Origin of the sequence: Streptomyces canus, assembly GCF_041435015.1 — a bacterium.
GTDB classification, from domain to species: Bacteria; Actinomycetota; Actinomycetes; order Streptomycetales; family Streptomycetaceae; genus Streptomyces; species Streptomyces canus_G.
Genome location: NZ_CP107989.1, coordinates 9978017 through 9994705, shown reverse-complemented (window position 1 = coordinate 9994705; position 16689 = coordinate 9978017). Strand labels below are relative to the sequence as shown.

The window sequence follows — 16689 nt, the reverse complement described above, 5'->3', positions numbered from 1 at the left end:
TTCCCACCCGCCCCCACAGGGCAAGCCAGTTCAGATGTCACCCGATCGTGCAGCAGACCCTTTTCACTGGGCATCGCTGCATCTCGTCGCTAGCCCAGTCTTGGCGTGTGTGGATGAGTTGCTGGGGGCCATGGCCGGCAGCTGTTCGCTAGCATCCCTGCGCATGACGATGCGGGGTTGGCGACTGGGTGTCGTGGCGGTGCTGGCAGCGATCTGTGTCTCCGGTCCAGGACGCCTGGCGGTCATCCGTGCGGCGTCGGACCTCGGCCCCCTCCCGGCCGACCGCTACGACTTCACGCCGCAGGACTACCAGCGATCGCAGCGGGCCTCGGCGTTACTGGTCCGGCAGTGCATGGCGGAGCATGGCCACCCGGACTTCCCGCTCGACCCCCGCTACCCCAGCGACCCCTTCGTCGCCACCGCGGTCAGCACCGACTACGGCGCCCTGGATCTCGCCACCGCCCGCCGCTGGGGTTACGGCTGGGACCCGGCAAGGTCCCGGGCTTTCCGGCCGAAGGGCCGCCGGATGACCAACGCCGAGTATGCGGACTTCCCCGCCTGCAACGCCGAGACGAACCGGCGGCTGATGCGCGGCATCGACCTCAAGCGAGACTGGCTCTACGCAAGTACACGGGCGATCGAGGTCGACAAGGCGGTCAAGCGCGACCCCCGCCTCCGTGCGGCATGGGAGGTGTGGTCCCGCTGTGTGGCACAACAAGGATTCACCCGCTATCCCGACCCCGTCGCGGCGTACACGGACACCGCCTGGCAGCGGGGCAGTGACGGCAACACCCGCCATACGCAGCGGGAGCGGGGCACCGCCGCCGCGGACGTCACCTGCAAACGCCGCCACCATACGGCCGAACTCTGGCACGCTGCACGGGCGCGGAAGCAGGCCGTGGACATCACACGGCACCGCGACCGCTACGCCGCCGGACTGCAGGCCCTGCGGACGTACCGATCCAACATCGCCGAGGTGCTGCGAAAGCTCGGCTAGCGGGGCGCCGATGCATGACGGTGAGTCCCGCGAGAGTGGACGGATATGTGGCCACCGCTCAGCCGACTGACCTTGAGCCCCACGCATTCCGTCACCCGGAGCATCGCATTTCGTCTGTTCCCCAGTACGGCCCCAGGTCTCGCTCAGAGTCGAACTCGCCGAACAGCAGTGTGCAGTCCAGCTACCAGTACACCTGCGCGCACCGCGCGAGCACGGCCGCCCCGATCCCGCGTCGACGGGTGTCCTCGGGCACGGCCACCGCTTTGATCTTCGCGTACGTCAGCATTCGACAGCAGGACGGGCTGCCTGCTGCCCGGCAGCCGGGCGAGCCCGGAGACGACCGTCCCCGAGGGCACACCGAGCTGCGTACCGACGGAGAATCGGCGGAGAATCGGCGGAGAATCGGCGGGCAGCCGAAGTGCTGGATCAGGCCAACTGCGAGAATGGGCGTGGCGACGATCAGAAGCTTCTGATCTTCTCTTGGGCATGACATCACATATCCGGCTGCGATTAGTTCTAGGGCCCGCGGCATTAACTTCTGCGCTACTGGGCGGCCTCGTCTATGTTGCTGGTGCCGTCACCGGCGAGACGAGCGCCTCCAACGTCGCCGCCCGGCCGGGGAGCAGTGCCCCCTCCGGCTCCGCCCTGAGCAAGACGTTGCAGGAACTTGAGAAGTCCTACGACGGGCGTATCGGTGCGGTGGGCATGGACCTTGGGACGGGTAGAACGGTTGGCTACCGGGCCGATGAGCGCTTCCCGTTCAACTCCATGTTCAAGGTGTTCGCGTGCGCGGCAGTGCTGCACAAAGCGCGCACCAGCGACCCCGGGCTGATGGACAAGGTGGTTCGCTGGAAGCCTGCCGAGATGGCCGAGCTGACCGCGAACTCCCCAGAAACGACTGAATACACCGACACCGGCATGACACCTGCACAGCTGTGCCGCGCCGGGATCACCAAATCCGACGGCTTCGCGGGCAACACACTGCTGAAGCAGATCAGCGGGCCGCGCGGGCTGACCGAGTTCTTCCGCGCGGCCGGTGATGGGACGAGCCGCCTGGACCGACCGGAACCGTGGCTGACCGAGTGGAAGCCCGGCGAAAAGCGCGACACCACCACCCCCGCAGCGGCCGCACGGACCTTCACCGAGCTCACCACAGGTAAGACCCTCCATCCCCGTGACCGAGCGCGACTGGTCGCCTGGCTGAAGGCCAGCTTCACCGGCGCCAACCGGATCCGTGCGGGACTCCCCAAGGACTGGACGGTCGGCGACAAGACCGGCACCGGCGGCGCGAGAAACTACGGCACCGCCAATGACCTGGCCATCGTCTGGACACCCCGATCGAACGCGCCGATCGTCTTGTCGGTGTTCACCAACCGCAACCTCAACAACACCCCGCACGATGACAAGGTGATCGCTTCCACCGCGAACGCGCTGGCCAAGGCCCTCGGCAGGTTGTGACCGGCAGCTGGAGGAAACCCTCCAGCCAACGTTTCAGCCGCCCGTCCGTGCAACTCTGTCCGGCCGCCACGGGGCGCGGAAGGCTCGAGTGCGGGCCAGGTGGTGTTCCACCGCCAGGCCGACCAGGAGTCGGCGTCGCCGAACGGGCCGGAGCGTTCCGCGAGCATCGCGAGGGCCTGGTCACGGGCAGCGTCCCCGGCCCGGTGCTTGGGATCGTGACGATGCCGAGCCGACGCACGTGCGCGTACTCGTCTTCGTCCTTCCACTGCCAGCTGGTCAGATCGGGGGCGACGACCAGGTCCACGGTGAGGTCGAAGGTGTCGAACCCATCGCGTACCGAACGGTGGGGTGCTGGAAGTTCACGTACCAGTCCGCAGCCCGCCAATGGCGTAGAAGGCGTTGACGGTGTACCACGCCGCGGGCGGTTTCCACAGCAGCAGCTCGGTCTCCTGCCACACGGCGCCGGGCAGCTCCCACACTCCCCTCGCCCTCGCACCGAACGCCTCGGTGCGCACTGTACGGTCACCGTCCGCACGGCCCTTGACATACAGGGCCGGCCAGCGGGTCTCGGCTCCCGGCGGACAGGCTGCCACCAGGGCCTCCATGAGGGAGCGTCACATCTGGCGATATCCGGTACGGCGCGCCCCGGCGCAGACGCGGGAATTGAGCACCACACTCACCGACCGTGACGGCTCCCCGCAATCGCTGACAGAGACCGATTGACGACTCATCACCACCTTCGGCCCCCGGTTGTGACTCCCCGCCCGTGGTCAGACCGCAGGTGCTTCCGCGAACCGGTCCGAGGTCACATGGAGGGCTTGTGCTGACGCTCGCGGTCTCGGCCGTCTGATGCGCACGGGGAGTGGTCAGCCGGTGTCGCAGGGCACGACTACCGCTCAGGCCGCCGTGCCGTACGCATCACGCCGTCACTCCGCCTCGGCGCGTGCCTCGAGGTCTTCGATGCCGGTGGGGCGTCCGGCCCGCGTCCACCGCGCGTACAGGCCGGCCGCGATGAGGAGGGTGGCCACCAGGGACAGCATCGGCCAGCCCCGGAGCAGGTTCACCGCCAGGGTGAAGGCGACGGCCACGGCGGCCAGGGCGTTGACCCAGGCCAGGGCCGTTTTGTCCTCGCGGAGGGCAAAACGGGCCATGGCGACGAGTCCGACGAGGAAGCTGACGAAGACGGCGACCGCGTAGAACAGCACGAGTTTCTGCTCCTGGCCCGCCGCGGCGACGATGATCAGTGCTGCGGCAGCGAGGTAGACGACCACCGACCAGTAGGGGGTGTGGTGGCGGTTGACCCGGCCGAGGACCGGCGGCAGCACTCCGGGCTGTTCGGGTGTGCCGGACAGGGCCTTGAGCAGTCCGGGGCCGGCCTGGAAGGAGGAGCTGGCCGCGGCGAGCAGGAGCAGCGAGCTGGTCAGCTGGAAGGCGCTGTAGAGCCAGCCGGGTCCTGCGGCTGCGTGCGCGATGTCGGCGATCTGGGTGGAGTCCGTGCCGGGGATACCGATGTGCAACTGCACGGCCAGCGCGGTCAGGGCCAGAGTCAGCCCTCCGACGATCACGACCAGCAGCGCGAGCGTCCCGCGGCCGAAGCGGCGGCGGTGGGTGTCGTCGAGCTGGCCGAGCTGGGCGATGGCGGTCGACGGCGCCTCGATTCCGGTGGCCAGCGCCATCGCGACCGGGAACGCCAGGACCACCGCGAGCATCGCCGAACGGCCCGGGTCGGCCGAGGTGGCGGCGTGGCCGGTGGCATGGGGCGAGGTGAAGCCGAGGATCAGTACGGCCACGGAGATGATGACGAAGGCCACGGTCATGAAGGCGAACAGCAGCCGTCCGCCGTGCCCGAACCAGGTCAGCCCCGCCACCACGACCAGCAGCAGAAGCGCCATCGGGATGCGCAGCGGAGCAAGCCCTGGGAAGAGGGCGATGACCGCGCTGGTCGCGGCTGCGATCGAGATGCCGATGGTCAGCACGAAGTCGACGACCAGCGCGCCGATGGGCAGGAACGTCCAGCGCGCACCGAACGCACGCCCGGCCGCGGCCGCTGCGCCGCCGCCCTTGGGGAAGCGCCGGACGAGCTGCCAGTAGTTGGCGGTGACGACCACGACGAGCCCGATGACCAGGCTCATCGTGGGCAGCAGCAGCGCCAGGTCGCCATGCAGGGCGCGCAACGCTGCCTCGATCGCGTACGCCACCGAGGAGACGGGGTCAGCGATCACCGCGAAGGCGAACGCGAAGAAGAGAACGGAACGGCGCGGGCCACGGCCGCCCGCGACAGCAGACGGAGCAGCCGCGATGGCGGCGGCCGACTTCGAGACGGTCACGCGAAGACCTTCCTTGGCGTCCCTGCGGACGCATTCGTCGAGGACAGGACACTTCGCCGACCAGACTTCCCGGCACTCCGCCCCCGACACTACGTCAGGGAAGCGCAAGTAAGGCGTTAAGGATGCGTCAGGGTTCCCCACTGGGCTTCGTCCATTGCTGCAGGGCTACGCCGCCGACGTGCCCTCCGTCTGTCGCGGCCCCAAGTTCTGCCGCGAGTTGACTGCGCGCCCCGGCGCGACGCCGAGAAAGATCCCACCCGGCCGCAACTGGCGAAGGTGGACAACCATCGGGGAGCGGCCGTTTTCCCGCGTGAGCGTCGACCGCCTGGGCGCCTGCGTCAGTGATGTCCAGCTGACCCAGGAGGCTATGACGTGGATCCACGGCGACGACGCGACCGCGCTCTCCGACGGCGCGGGCCTCTCCAGGACGCTGTGGCGCTACGAGACGCCGCAGCGTATCGCCACCATGATGCGGACCGCGTTCAAACCCAGTTCCGCGAAGCGGCGCCTGGCCGACGGCTCGCCCTCATTCCACCTCGCGCAGGTCAACGGCTGGCCCGCCGTGCTCGCCGTTCTCGAGAACCGGATCGTGGGCACCGCGGCGTTCGAGATCAGCGACGGCAAGGTCGCGGCGGTGCACGGCTTCGCCGCCGCGGAACGGCTCGCACGCCTCACCCGGACGTGGCGGCAGCACGAACCCGACGCGCCGGTCATCGGCCAGTGGTGACCGGCGACCCCGCCAAGCAATGCGCGGCTCCCGCGAGTGCGGAGACCGATCTGGACAGAGCCTTCCCGCCGTGATCGGCTCCGGCGTGGTCGATGATCCAGCCCGCGCGGCCGGACCGGAATCGATGTGGTCGTACTCGCGGCTCAGGAAGCAGGAGTCACCGCCGATCCGGTTTCCGCAGAGGACTCAGGCCGGGACACCTACCGCCGACACGCTTCCGCCGGACGGCCGAGGGCGACACGTTGCCGCGTCACCATCCCGTCAACAGCAGGTGGTTGAGGAGTAGGGCGAGGACCGCCTGTGCGGTGAGCCAGGCGCGGGGCCGGGTCAGGAACGCGCATGTCGGGAGCAGCCACATCGCGAACGGCAGCCAGATGCGCTCTGTTTCCGCCTTACTCATGCCGGAGAGGTCGGCGGCGAGGAGCGCAAACAGGGCGGCGGAGGCGAGCAGGGCAAGGCGAGGTTCGGCGTCGGAGCGGCGCAGGCACGTGCGAAGACCCTGGCGGATGGGAGTCGCACCGGCTCGTCTGAGCCCGGCCACCGTTGCCGGTCCCACGACGAGTGCCGTGCATGCGAGGTTCGCCCACACCCAGTAGCCGTACGGGCGGATGCCGCCGGCCCCTTGGTAGTAGCGGGTGACCAGCAGGTGATACGCCTCCCACCAGTTGAAGCCCACGAACGTGAACACGGCCGGGACGACGACGAATCCGGCAAGGACGTAGGGGAGGGGGCGCAGCCGTCGGGAGCCGAGCAGCAGGACGCCACCGGCGATCACCGCGAACAGTGTCAGTCCGTACGAGAGATACGCGGTGAGTCCGAAGAGAAGCCCGGAGGCAAGACCTGCCGACCGTGGCCGGTGTCCCGTGACCGCGAGGGCCAGGAACGCGATCGCCCAGGCGGCGACTGCCGCGAAGTACCCGTCCGCGGAGGTGCCCATCCACACGGCCGCCGGGGCCAGGACCAGGAAGGGCGCGGCGCGACGGGCGAGCGCCTCCCCGGACAGCGCTCGTAGGGTGACGAGGACCGCCACCGCCGCTGTCGCCCCGACAGTGATGCACCAGACCCCCGCCCAGGCGCCGCCGCCCAGCCCGATCCGGTCGAGGAGGACGAAGGTGAGCGTAGCCGCGGGCGGATGTCCGGCGACGTGCGCAGGCCAATGGTCGGGTGAGTTGATCAGGATGTGGTGAGTGAAGTCCCGGAGGACGGCGGGGATGTCGAGGAAGCGGTTGACGGGGTCGATGACCTGTAGGTATTCGTACTTGGTCGTCAGGCGCCCGGCGACTCCGCGCTGCCATCCGTCGACCAGGGCGAGCGAGAACGTCCATGCCATGGCGGTGCCCCAGGCCGTGCACAGCAGCGCGCGCCAGGGCAGCCGAGCGGCGAGGAGCGGCCCGTACGCGACGACTACGAGGGCCACCATGATGGCGGCGGGGGTGCCGGGGCCGACGTGCGGCTCCCAATGGCCGTACAGCGGAGGCCAGCTGACATGAAGGTTTCCATAATGGCGTTCCAGGACCGTGCCGATCACAGCCGCCGTCGTGACGAGCAGCGCTGCGGCGAGGGTCGCGGACAGGTCGCGGAGAAGATCGCGGTTCACACCGGCACGCTAGGTCGGGGAAGGCCGGATGAGCCTCCGGTGAGCCTGGACGTAAGCGTTTCGTCATGAGTTGCGGGCCCCGTCCTCATGAACCAGGCGGTCTCCTGCATCAACTCGGGCCGCCACTGCGGCTGACCCGATGCAGGGCCTCGCCGCAAGATCGGCGAGGCCGGTGTCGCATCGGGCCGCGCAAGATCTTACGCACGCATCGAACTGGGAATTTCCCTTGTATGCGTGCGGTGTTGAGGGCTCAGCCCTTGCGGGTGGAGACGTTCACCGGGCTGCGGATGAGGCAGTTCGAGGGGTTGCTGAAGGTGGCGCGGGAGCGGGGTGGTGACGGGCCGCGGATCGAGCGTCTGTGGTGCCTACCGCTTGCCGACCGGGTGCTGCCGGTGGCTGTCTACTACCGGACGAACCTCACCATGCGGCAGCTGGCGCCGCTGTTCGGAGTCTCGCCAGCCACGGTGTGCAGGGTCATCCAGCGGCTTCGATCAGGTGCATGTCCTGCGGGCCGTTGAGGGAAGTCTGCTGCAGTGCGCGCATGGTCGCGGGAATGCTCATCGGCGATCAGCCTCTCTCTCGGCGTGCATGAGAGAGACCGATCGGCCCGTCGTGCGGGCCGCGCCTCTCACCATGTAGATCCCGGCCACCACCAAAAGGAATCGACCGCTCCCGGCTCGCACGTGGCCGGCCTGCGCCGCGAATGAGCGTGCTGTTCAGGTTGAGCTCGACCTCGCCGTATGGCGCGACGTGGGTTCAGAACAGTGAGATCGTGCAGAGCGGTCGCGGAGCGTCACCTCAGTGGTCGATTGCGTCGGATCGCTCTCTCCGCACCCGCGGCACCCACACCACCCGCATCCACACCACCGATCCCGCCACCCACCACTTCCTCAACCAAATCTTCCAGCCGAGTTGAAGAACTCCGCCCCAAAAGCGGCACCAACCCACGAGCCCGAGCGCTGATCCAATTCCCGGTCCGCCTCCTTGATCAGTGGCTCGGGGTGTACGTCGATCCGCCTGATGCCGTGGGAGTGACGGGTGCCCGGGCGGTCCATGCGCGCAGGCCCGCCGACTTCACCTTCCGCCACGCCCGTACGACACCGCCTCGGCCCGCGTCGACGGAAGCCGAGTCGTTATGAACCGGGCCGGGCGGAATCGCCGCCTCCATGGTGCAGTCGAGCAGTGGTCTGGTGGGAGAGAACCCGGGACGCCATCGGCGGAGTGCGCCGACGCTTCGGCGGGCGGTCCGTCACGGATGAGGATGAGGACACCGGGGCGCAGAGGCCGCGGCCCTCTCGGCTGACCGATGCCGCGGTCGCGCTACTGCTGGCGGTGGCTGATGCCGCGGCCCTGGCGGGAGTGGCTCTGTTGATGTTCATCGTCGGGATGTCGCACTCGGGGCCGCCGGGTCGTACGCCCGCCAAGAGCGAGGACGTGTCGCCGCTTCAGCTGGCCGTGGTCTGGTTCATCCCGTGTGCGCTCGCCGTGTCGTGCTACGTCCACACACGGCTGCGCATGCGGATCACCAGCGTCGTTCAAGGCCTGTTCTTCGTCATCGGCACCGCGCTGGCCATCGGCGAGACGAACATGCTGCTGTCCTTCACCTGAGCTGCGCGCCCTTCCGAATCAGGGCCCTCAGCGGCTCCCAAAACGGGGTCGTGCACGGCATGGGCGGGGCCCCGGACACCCGTTGGGGGCGGTGCGCGGTCCCCGGGCCGACCGCTCCCCCGGAGTGCCGTCACCCGCCCGTCCACGGCTTGAGCAAAATGGCTCTGACCTGGTGCTTTCCTGAATTCAGCCTAGGCTGGGCAGGTCCGTCGGAAGCCGTGGGAGGGGTCTTCTTGAGTGGAGAAGGCGTGGAGTACGACGTTGCCGCGATCGAGGTGCTGGAGGGGCGGGAAGCCGTTCGGAAGCGGCCCGGGATGTGGATCGGCTCGGTCGGCGAACGCGGGGTGCTGCAGTTGGTGTGGGAAGCCGTCGGCCGGGCGGTGAACCAGTCGCTGCCCGGCCAGGGCGGCACCGTCGACGTCACGCTGACGCGTGACGGCGGCGTGCGGCTCGCCGACGGCGGGCCGGGGGATCCCTTCGAGACCACCGGGGACACCGGCGGCCCGGGGCTCGAAACGCTGCTGACCAGCCTCCACGCCGGGCCCGATCCCGGTGGCCGGCATACCGTGGCCGTGGGTCACCCCCGCGTGGGGCTCTGCGTCGTCAACGCCCTGTCGAGCCGGCTGAGGGCCGAGGTGCGGCGCGAGGGGGTCCTCCGGGCTCAGGAGTACGCGCGCGGTGTCGCGGTCGCCCCGCCCGCCACCCTGGGGCCCGCGGACCGAAGCGGGACGACCATCGTCTTCTGGCCCGACACTGAGGTCTTCGACTCGACGGGCTGCTCGTTCGCCGTGCTGGCCGAACGCTTCCGGCAGGTGGCCTTCCTCAACCCGGGCCTCGGCATCACCCTCACGGACGAACGCCCGGCGGGCGAGGCTCGGGCGGTCATGTTCCGGTACCCGGGCGGAGTGCGGGACTTCGTCGCCGCTCTCGACGCGGAGGCGGGGTCGCTCCTCCACGAGGAGGTCATCGGATTCGAGCGGGAGGATCCGCGGATGGCAGGGGTGATGGAAGTGGCCTTCCTGTGGAACGGGTCCCGCGAGGAGCGGATGCACAGCTTCGCCAACAGCTTGGCCACCCGCCAGGGGGGCACGCACGTGGACGGCTTCCGCGAGGGAGTTGCGGCCGCGGTCACCGTGTACGCGCGGAGGCGGGGGCTGCTGACGGCGGCCGACACCGATCTCGACGTGGCCCGCATCGGCGAGGGCCTCACGGCCGTGGTGTCGGTGAAGCTGGACCGTCCCCAATTCCTCGGCGCCACGGTGGGGTTGCTGGGCAACACCGCTGTGCGGGCCTGCGTCGGGGAGACCGTCCAAGAACACCTCGGCACCTGGTTCGAGGAGCGGCCCGAGCGGGCAGCGGAGATCGTCGCCCGACTCGTCCGCGGCCTCCACGAGGACTGAACGGCAGCGAACAACCCCGCCTCTCTGAGCCGGAAAGCCGCGCGAAAGTCTCGTACCACCCGGCTGTTTGCCCCATGTGGAAGAAGATGAATGCCGTCGAGGCGATTCGGGCGCGGGAATTGCCAAAGGCTGACCGTCTCCAGCAGGGCGCTCTCTCGAAGATGAGGCGGCGTCTACGCTCGCTCGCGGGATTGCAGGGCGGGGATTTTCGAGGGAGCCGCGATGAACGCGTCACTCATGCGGGGGTTCGCGGTGGCCTTACTGTGCCTGGCCGTGGGGTGCGGAACGGGCGACGACTCGTCCGCTTCACCGCCGGAGCCGTACGCACCGACGACATCGTCCGCTCCCACGATCCAGCCCCCGCCGGCGCCGCCCGACCCAGCGCCGGAAACCTCGTCGGACGGACCCGCCGAGCCCGATTCCGGTCCACGCACCCCCCTCGCGGGACAGGTACCGGAGGAACTGGTGGGAGAGTGGGACGGCGACGGCGAGGGCAGCGCACGGGCGACGAAGATCGAGTTCTTCGCCGAGGGATACGTGGCAGTGTATTACAACAATGGCCAAGTGCTACGTGGTCCAGCGATCGTGGAGGGCTCGGCCATGACTCTGCACATTCCCGGTGGCCCCCTGTATGTCAGGAATTGGTCGGTCACCCCCTTCGACGGGGGCTACGGCTACACGTTCGAGAACCTGTCGCTCGACGGCGTGAGCTACGTACGCCAAATCAGCGGAGGATGACCGGATTTCCTGAGAATCGAGGAGCTGGGGGGCAGTTGATGAATCTCCGCCTGCTGTTATACGGCGTCCGCAGAGCGTTGATGGTCTCGCTGACGCTGGGAGCGGCGGCAATGTCCGCGGCCTGTGCCACGGAACACGATGAGCCCAGCCCTCCGCCGAGCCCGACCGTCTCGGCCGCCCCGGCGACTCCCACATGGGCCGGAGCCGTTCCCGCCGCTCTTGTCGGCGCATGGGAGAGCGCGCAGCCAGGTTCCAACACCACGCTGGCGTACCGCTTCACGGCAGACGGCAGGTACGCGTACGCGGGGGTGCTGACCTCCCCTCTGTCCGCGGAGTCGAACGAGTTCTACCTCCTGAAGCGCAGCACCGCCGGAGCCGTCGAGGTCGACGGTCGGACACTGACCCTGCGTCCCTCGTCCGCCACGACGACGAGAAAGGATCCCGCACACCCCGGCGACGACTACACCGACCGGCCGGGTTCACTGACGCCCCAGCGATTCGTCTGGTCGCTGGCCGACGACGTGTTCACCCTCACCGACGAAGACGGCCTCCGCTTCGTCTTACGGCGGGTCGACTCTTGACCACCCCGACTCCCCCGACGCCCCGTACCCGCTTCAGTGTGCGCATCCGAGTCCAGATCGGGCTGATCCTGGTCGTGTCACTGGCCACGCTGGTCTGCACCTGGCAGTTCAGCCAGGCGGGCGGCGCATATCAGGACGCTGTCCGAGAGGACGTCAAGCGGCAGGCGGCCGTGCAGGAGGACGTACGCCACCTCTACGCGGACGAGGCCCCGCCGGCCTTCCTGGTGGCCGCGGAGGAAGTCCGCGCCGAAGCCCTGTCGGCGCTGGGCAAGGACAACCGGGTGGCCGTGTCCGAACACGCGCTGGCCTCCCGCACCGCGTTCAGCCTGCGCCAGGCCGCCCCGCCGGAACTCCTCGTCGGCAACGACACCTATCTGACCCGGAACCTCGGTTACGACGTGCCCCGTCGGCTGGCGGACGTGCAGGAACACTCGCCCGAGATGTACGCGCTCAATCCCGACGCGACCTTGCGCGAGGGGGACCGGTGGGCCTCGTGGGGGTTGGTCTCGGCAGGGATCGCGGGTGCCGCGGTGATCGCCGCCGCTGTCGCGGCCGGTGTGCTGAGGCCACCGGCTTGGCGACGCCCCGCGCCGCCCGGCGTTCGGGTCCTCCGAGAGCCGGAGATCATCCCTCAGCCGGCAACCGCTCCACCCGATGACCGCCGGACGGTGTGGTGCCACCTCGTCGTCTTCTGCCTGCTCTTCTTCCTTCCGCTGGGGCAGCTCGCGGCAGCAGGCGGTGAACAGCGTGCCCAGGCCCAAGCGGCCCGCCGGGCAGTCCAGTTGACCACCGACATCGCGGCCGGCGGAGAGCGGTCCGCGTTCCTCACCCGCAGCGTCCAGGCAGCCCACGTCGCCGACATCCGAGCCGCCGTACGGACGACACTGGCGCTGGAGACCCAGCAAGCGCGGGACACCAGGCCCGAGTTGGAGGTGGCCGGTGCCGAGACTGCTGTCGCGGCCCAACTGCGGCGCATGGCCGAGTACATGGGCCGAGCGCCCGTCCGCGCAGACGGAGTCGACCCGGCCACGGTGACGGCGCTGAGCGCGGAGCCCGAGCAATGGCCCGCCCTGACGGCCGAACAGAACCGTCAGGTGACCCTGGGCGAACAGGCGGGCAACCGCGCCCTGCTGCTCGCCGCCGCCACCGCGATCGGGATCGTGGCCGAGTACCTCATGGCGGCGGCGATCGCCGCCCGGCGCCGCCGCTGGCTGAGGTGGCCCGCTGCCGCCGCCGTGCTCTCGGTCGCCCTCGCCGCCGTGGCCTTCGTCTGAGTCTCCGACGCTCCGTCTGGTGACGGTCGGCCAGGACGCCCAGGTCACATGTCCGGTAGGAGGAGCCAGACTTCGGAAAGGGCGAGGCAGATCAGGCGTCAGTCGCCGGTCGCCGTCCACGGTGTCGTCGATGGCGACGAAGTACTCTCCTGCCATTCGCTGAGCAGCGCGGATTCCTTGATCGAGTTTTCGATGAGGTTGATGCTGCGGCCATGCCGGGGACACGGGCCACCGCGTGGGTGCCGTCCACTTCGGTCTGAAGCCACAGCTGCTCGATCTGCCCATCGAGGTCGAACGGGGCCCGATCGGCCCGCCCGATGTACTGGCTCTCCGCCCCCTTTACCTGCTCATGTGTCGTGGTTGCTCGACGGCTTGACCGGCGGTCACAACTCCCGCGCGTAGGTGTCCTGGTACGCCGCCCTCCCGCCGAACACGTTCAGGGCGATGTGGCCATCGGCGTACGTCGTGTCCGTCACGTCGATGATCCGCTTGCCGTTGAGGAACACCTGGATGCGGTCGCCCTCGGTGAGGATGCGGACGGCGTAGGTCGTGCCGCGGCGGACCAGGGCCGGGACGCGGGCGAGGGCGGCGCCGTCGTCGAAGTAGCCGTTGGCCTTGGCGACCAGGCGGATCACGCGTAGGTCGGGGTCGATGTTGAGGCAGTAGGCGTCGGCGCCGTCGGAGGAGGCACGCCAGAGGAGGGAGAGGGCGCCGCCCGTGTCCGGAGCGGGGCCGCCGAGCCGGACCAGAGTGGTGAGGTCCAAGTCCGTCGCCGTGCGGGCCGAGATCGCGTTGGAGTCCTTGTCGAAGCTTCCGGTGCGGCCCGCGCTGTCCGTCGACCAACGGCCGGCAGGGGTGATCGTCAACGTGCCGAGATCCGAGCGGAATTCACCGCCGCTCGGGCCGGACACCAGCGGCTTCACCCGATCCACCAGGCGCAAGGTGCTGTCGAGCCTGTGCACCTTGAGCGACTCGATGTGCGCGGTGCCACCCTTGGCGTAGAAAGCCATGCCGTCGGCGTCCGGGCGGGGGAAGATCAGGCTGGTCACGGTGGCCTGTCCGGCCGCGCCGAATGCCTCGACCGAGGACGAGTCGACGTACACGCGCAGGGTCGCGCGGCCGTCGGTCGTCGTCATCGGCGCGGTCGTACGGCCCGTGAAGTACTGCGTGAAGTCGCTCGGGCCCGATGCCGAGCGGTCCACGAACAGTTCCCGGGCCTCGGCGTCGTATCCGACGGTCGTGTGCTGGTCGCCGCCGGCCCGGAGCCGGAAGCCGATCTCCGTGGCGGTGCCGAGGATGATCTCGGCCTCGATCTCGTAGGCGATGCCCCGGACTCCCGCGAGCGGGTTCGCGGAGGTGGGGCCGACGGCGAGGTCCTTGCGGGTGGTGGTGGACGTGCGCAGTGCGACCAGCTCCGGGACCGGGCGCTGCGCCAGGCGTACGCCGTCGGCGGTGTCCGTGAGGGTCAGTTCGCGGGGGGTGCTCAGCTGGCCGTTCCAGGCTCCGGTCGGGGCGCTGAACGGGTAGTCCCAGTTGCTCATCCAGCCGAGCCAGACGCGGCGGCCGTCGGGCAGGCCGGAGAAGGACATGGCGGCGTAGAAGTCACGGCCGGAGTCGGCGCGCAGGACCGTGCCGGCCTTCTGATCGGGAGTGAAACCGGTGCCGTTCCACTCACCCGTGAAGTACTGGGCGGCCGAGCCGTTCGTGGCGCGTACGGCACCGGTGCTCAGGGTGAGGACCCACTTCACCTTGTCCCTGTCGCCGTCTACGGGGAGCGGGAAGAAGTCGGGGCACTCCCAGACGCCGGGTGTGGCCCAGTCGCCGTAGCCGAAGGAGCTGACCTGGGTCCAGGTGAGGAGGTCGGTGGAGGTGAAGAAGCGGATGTGATCGCCACCGGAGACGACCATGAGCCACTGGTCGTGGGCCTCGTCGCGGATGACCTTCGGGTCGCGGAAGGTCCAGCCGGCGTCGGGGCCGCCCGGGTTCTGCACCGCCGGGGTCGAGCCACCGTGCCACTGCCACGAGCGGCCCTTGTCCCTGCTGTAGGCGATGCGCACGCCGGCATTTCCGCCCGGCTTGTCCGGGTGGTAGCTCGTGTAGTACGCGATCAGGCCCGAGCCGCCGTCGAAGAGGCCGGAGGTGTCGTCGGCGTCGACGATCGCCGAGCCGGACCAGCAGTTGCCGTAGGCGTTCCAGGGCAGGGCGATCGGCAGGGCCCGCCAGTGGACGAGGTCGGTGCTCACCGCGTGCGCCCAGCGGCCCTCGTCCTGGTGGAAAAGGTGGTACTCGCCGTCGTAGTGGACCAGACCGTTGGGGTCGCTGGTGGAGCCGCGGAGCTGGGAGTAGTGGTAGGTGGGGCGGTACGGCTCGGTGAAGTAGTCGGCGGTGCTGTGGACTTCGACATTCTGGAAGTACGACGCCCCGTGCGCGGCCGCGGTGCCGAAGGCGGCTCCCTTGGTGCGGGACACACGGGTCTTGAGCGCCCGTATGCCGTCCACGTACACCTCGATCGTCCTGCCCGTCGCGCGGGCCTCGACGCGATAGGTGCCGCCGGACGCGATGCGCCGGACCGGGCCGGCAGCGGAGGCCAGGCGGGCGCCGGAGGAGCGGTCCAGCAGGACGACGGCGTTGCGGCCGGCTTCCAGGCGGGCCTCGTAGCCGCCGGAGCCGTTCGCGGACGCGCGCAGGACGAGGCCGGCCGAGGAGGAGCGGTCGCCGGGTGTGATGTCGGCCCTCGCCACCAGGTCGCCGTCGGTGAAGGGGGCCGTCCGCAGGCCGTTCTCGGCGCGGATGCCGCGCAGGTCCGGGGTCCAGGTGCCGGAGCGGGCCGTCCAGCCCTGGAGGCCGGTGGCGAGGTCGGCCGCGGCGATGTTCTCGAAGGACACCTCGCCGGCCGAAGCCGTGACGGCGAGTCGGCCCTTCGTGTGGGTGGAGTCCTGGGCGGTGATGACGGGGCTGTAGCCGTCGGGAGAGAGGAAGTTGGTCTGCCAGTGCACGCGCAGTTCGGTGCCCTCGGCTTCGACGCGCAGACGGTAGACCGTGTCGGCCTTGATGGTGGTCGCGTAGGTGCCGAGGGTGACGTTGCCGTCGATGCGGTAGAGCCTCAGCCTGCCCTGGTCCGCGTCGACTTGGACGCCGTAGCCGTGCGTGGCCGTGGCGTCGGTGCGCACCAGCAGTGAGGCGATGGCGGAGGCGTCGTGCAGGAGCAGGTCGGCCTGGAGCGCGGTGTCGTACGCCTTGGTCGTGGTGATGGCGCGGGCGGTGGCTCCCTGGGTCGGGGCCGCGCGCCAGCCCAGCGGACTCGCCGTCCAGGTGCCGCCGCTCGTGGTCCAGCCGGTGAGGTTGGTGGTGACCGAGGAGAGGGCGGGCGGGCCGAAGGTGACCTTGCCGCCCTGGGCGAGCAGGCCCACCGAGCCGGTGTCGTGGCGGTGGTCCTCGGTGTGGAGGACCCGCTTGCCGTCGACATGCACCGTCAGCTCGGGTCCGTCGACCGCCACTTCGAGGCCGTAGGGCTTTCCGGCCTGCGCGCCCGGGAGCGGAGCGGTGGCGAGTGTGTCGCCGCCGGCCAGGTCGTAGAGCCGTATGCGGGCGCGGGCGGGGTCGAGGGCGACCGCGTATCCGGTCGAGCCGTCGAGGGCTGCCCGGAACACCAACGCGCCTACGGCGGAGGAGGATTGGGGCGTGACGCGGGCCGCGTACGTGCCCTTGGCCGCGAGTTGCTGCTCGGACAGGGCGAGGGCGGGCCCGCGACGGCCGGCGGTCGCCTTCTGGCCGCCGTCGGAGGTGCGGGTCCAGGCGCCGGTAACGGGGATGGGGTCGGGAATCGGGGCGGGCACCGGGGGTGCTCCGGCGGCGCTGGTGGCGGCGGCCTGTGCTGCGGGGAGGATGCCTCCGAGTGGCAGCAGGGTGGCGGCGGTTCCTCCGGCGAGCAGGAGGGTACGGCGGGACACGCTCATGGCGGCTCCTGAGGGAGTACAAGAGA

At 69.8% G+C, this 16689-nt stretch carries 12 protein-coding genes, 1 pseudogene and 1 riboswitch; of the genes and pseudogenes, 9 read left to right on the top strand and 4 right to left on the bottom strand.

Annotated elements, in window-relative coordinates:
* The first annotated feature begins 163 nt into the window (after positions 1-163).
* Positions 164-997 carry a hypothetical protein gene (locus tag OG841_RS45610; RefSeq protein ID WP_365123994.1) on the top strand — a complete coding sequence of 278 codons (834 nt, stop codon included), beginning with the start codon at positions 164-166 and terminating at the stop codon, positions 995-997.
* A gap of 486 nt (positions 998-1483) precedes the next feature.
* On the top strand, positions 1484-2455 hold the full coding sequence (gene bla / locus OG841_RS45605) for a class A beta-lactamase (RefSeq protein ID WP_371570178.1): 972 nt from the start codon (positions 1484-1486) through the stop codon (positions 2453-2455).
* A 359-nt stretch (positions 2456-2814) separates the two neighbouring features.
* On the opposite strand, the gene OG841_RS45600 is transcribed toward bla, so the two are convergent.
* Entirely contained in the window at positions 2815-3048 is a 234-nt protein-coding gene (locus OG841_RS45600) for a hypothetical protein (RefSeq protein WP_328635960.1), read from the bottom strand.
* Between the two features lie 333 nt (positions 3049-3381).
* The gene (locus OG841_RS45595) at positions 3382-4782 is read right to left on the bottom strand and encodes an amino acid permease (protein WP_371570175.1); all 1401 of its coding nucleotides are present in this window, start codon (positions 4780-4782) and stop codon (positions 3382-3384) included.
* A 253-nt stretch (positions 4783-5035) separates the two neighbouring features.
* Positions 5036-5120, top strand: a riboswitch (ZMP/ZTP riboswitch).
* 29 nt (positions 5121-5149) lie between these two features.
* Here OG841_RS45595 and OG841_RS45590 point away from each other — a divergent pair.
* On the top strand, positions 5150-5509 hold the full coding sequence (locus tag OG841_RS45590) for a hypothetical protein (RefSeq protein WP_371570173.1): 360 nt from the start codon (positions 5150-5152) through the stop codon (positions 5507-5509).
* A 250-nt stretch (positions 5510-5759) separates the two neighbouring features.
* Here OG841_RS45590 and OG841_RS45585 read toward each other — a convergent pair whose 3' ends face one another.
* Positions 5760-7106: a hypothetical protein gene (locus tag OG841_RS45585; protein WP_328635963.1), complete on the bottom strand. Its 1347-nt coding sequence runs from the start codon at positions 7104-7106 to the stop codon at positions 5760-5762.
* A 230-nt stretch (positions 7107-7336) separates the two neighbouring features.
* On the opposite strand from OG841_RS45585, the pseudogene OG841_RS45580 reads away from it, so the two are divergent.
* The 6 genes and pseudogenes from OG841_RS45580 to OG841_RS45555 all read left to right on the top strand — a co-directional run.
* A pseudogene (locus OG841_RS45580) lies at positions 7337-7594 on the top strand (helix-turn-helix domain-containing protein); the annotation flags it as partial.
* A gap of 844 nt (positions 7595-8438) precedes the next feature.
* Positions 8439-8714, top strand: coding sequence for a hypothetical protein (locus OG841_RS45575; RefSeq protein WP_328635964.1), 276 nt, complete (start codon positions 8439-8441; stop codon positions 8712-8714).
* Between the two features lie 248 nt (positions 8715-8962).
* The gene (locus OG841_RS45570; protein ID WP_365123097.1) at positions 8963-10114 is read left to right on the top strand and encodes a DNA gyrase subunit B; all 1152 of its coding nucleotides are present in this window, start codon (positions 8963-8965) and stop codon (positions 10112-10114) included.
* A gap of 465 nt (positions 10115-10579) precedes the next feature.
* Positions 10580-10852, top strand: coding sequence for a hypothetical protein (locus OG841_RS45565; RefSeq protein ID WP_371570168.1), 273 nt, complete (start codon positions 10580-10582; stop codon positions 10850-10852).
* A 38-nt stretch (positions 10853-10890) separates the two neighbouring features.
* On the top strand, positions 10891-11433 hold the full coding sequence (locus OG841_RS45560) for a hypothetical protein (RefSeq protein ID WP_371570166.1): 543 nt from the start codon (positions 10891-10893) through the stop codon (positions 11431-11433).
* Between the two features lie 38 nt (positions 11434-11471).
* Positions 11472-12707, top strand: a complete 1236-nt coding sequence (locus OG841_RS45555; RefSeq protein ID WP_371570163.1) for a hypothetical protein — start codon at positions 11472-11474, stop codon at positions 12705-12707.
* A gap of 383 nt (positions 12708-13090) precedes the next feature.
* Here OG841_RS45555 and OG841_RS45550 read toward each other — a convergent pair whose 3' ends face one another.
* Positions 13091-16663, bottom strand: a complete 3573-nt coding sequence (locus OG841_RS45550; protein WP_371570160.1) for a GH32 C-terminal domain-containing protein — start codon at positions 16661-16663, stop codon at positions 13091-13093.
* Positions 16664-16689 lie beyond the last annotated feature (26 nt).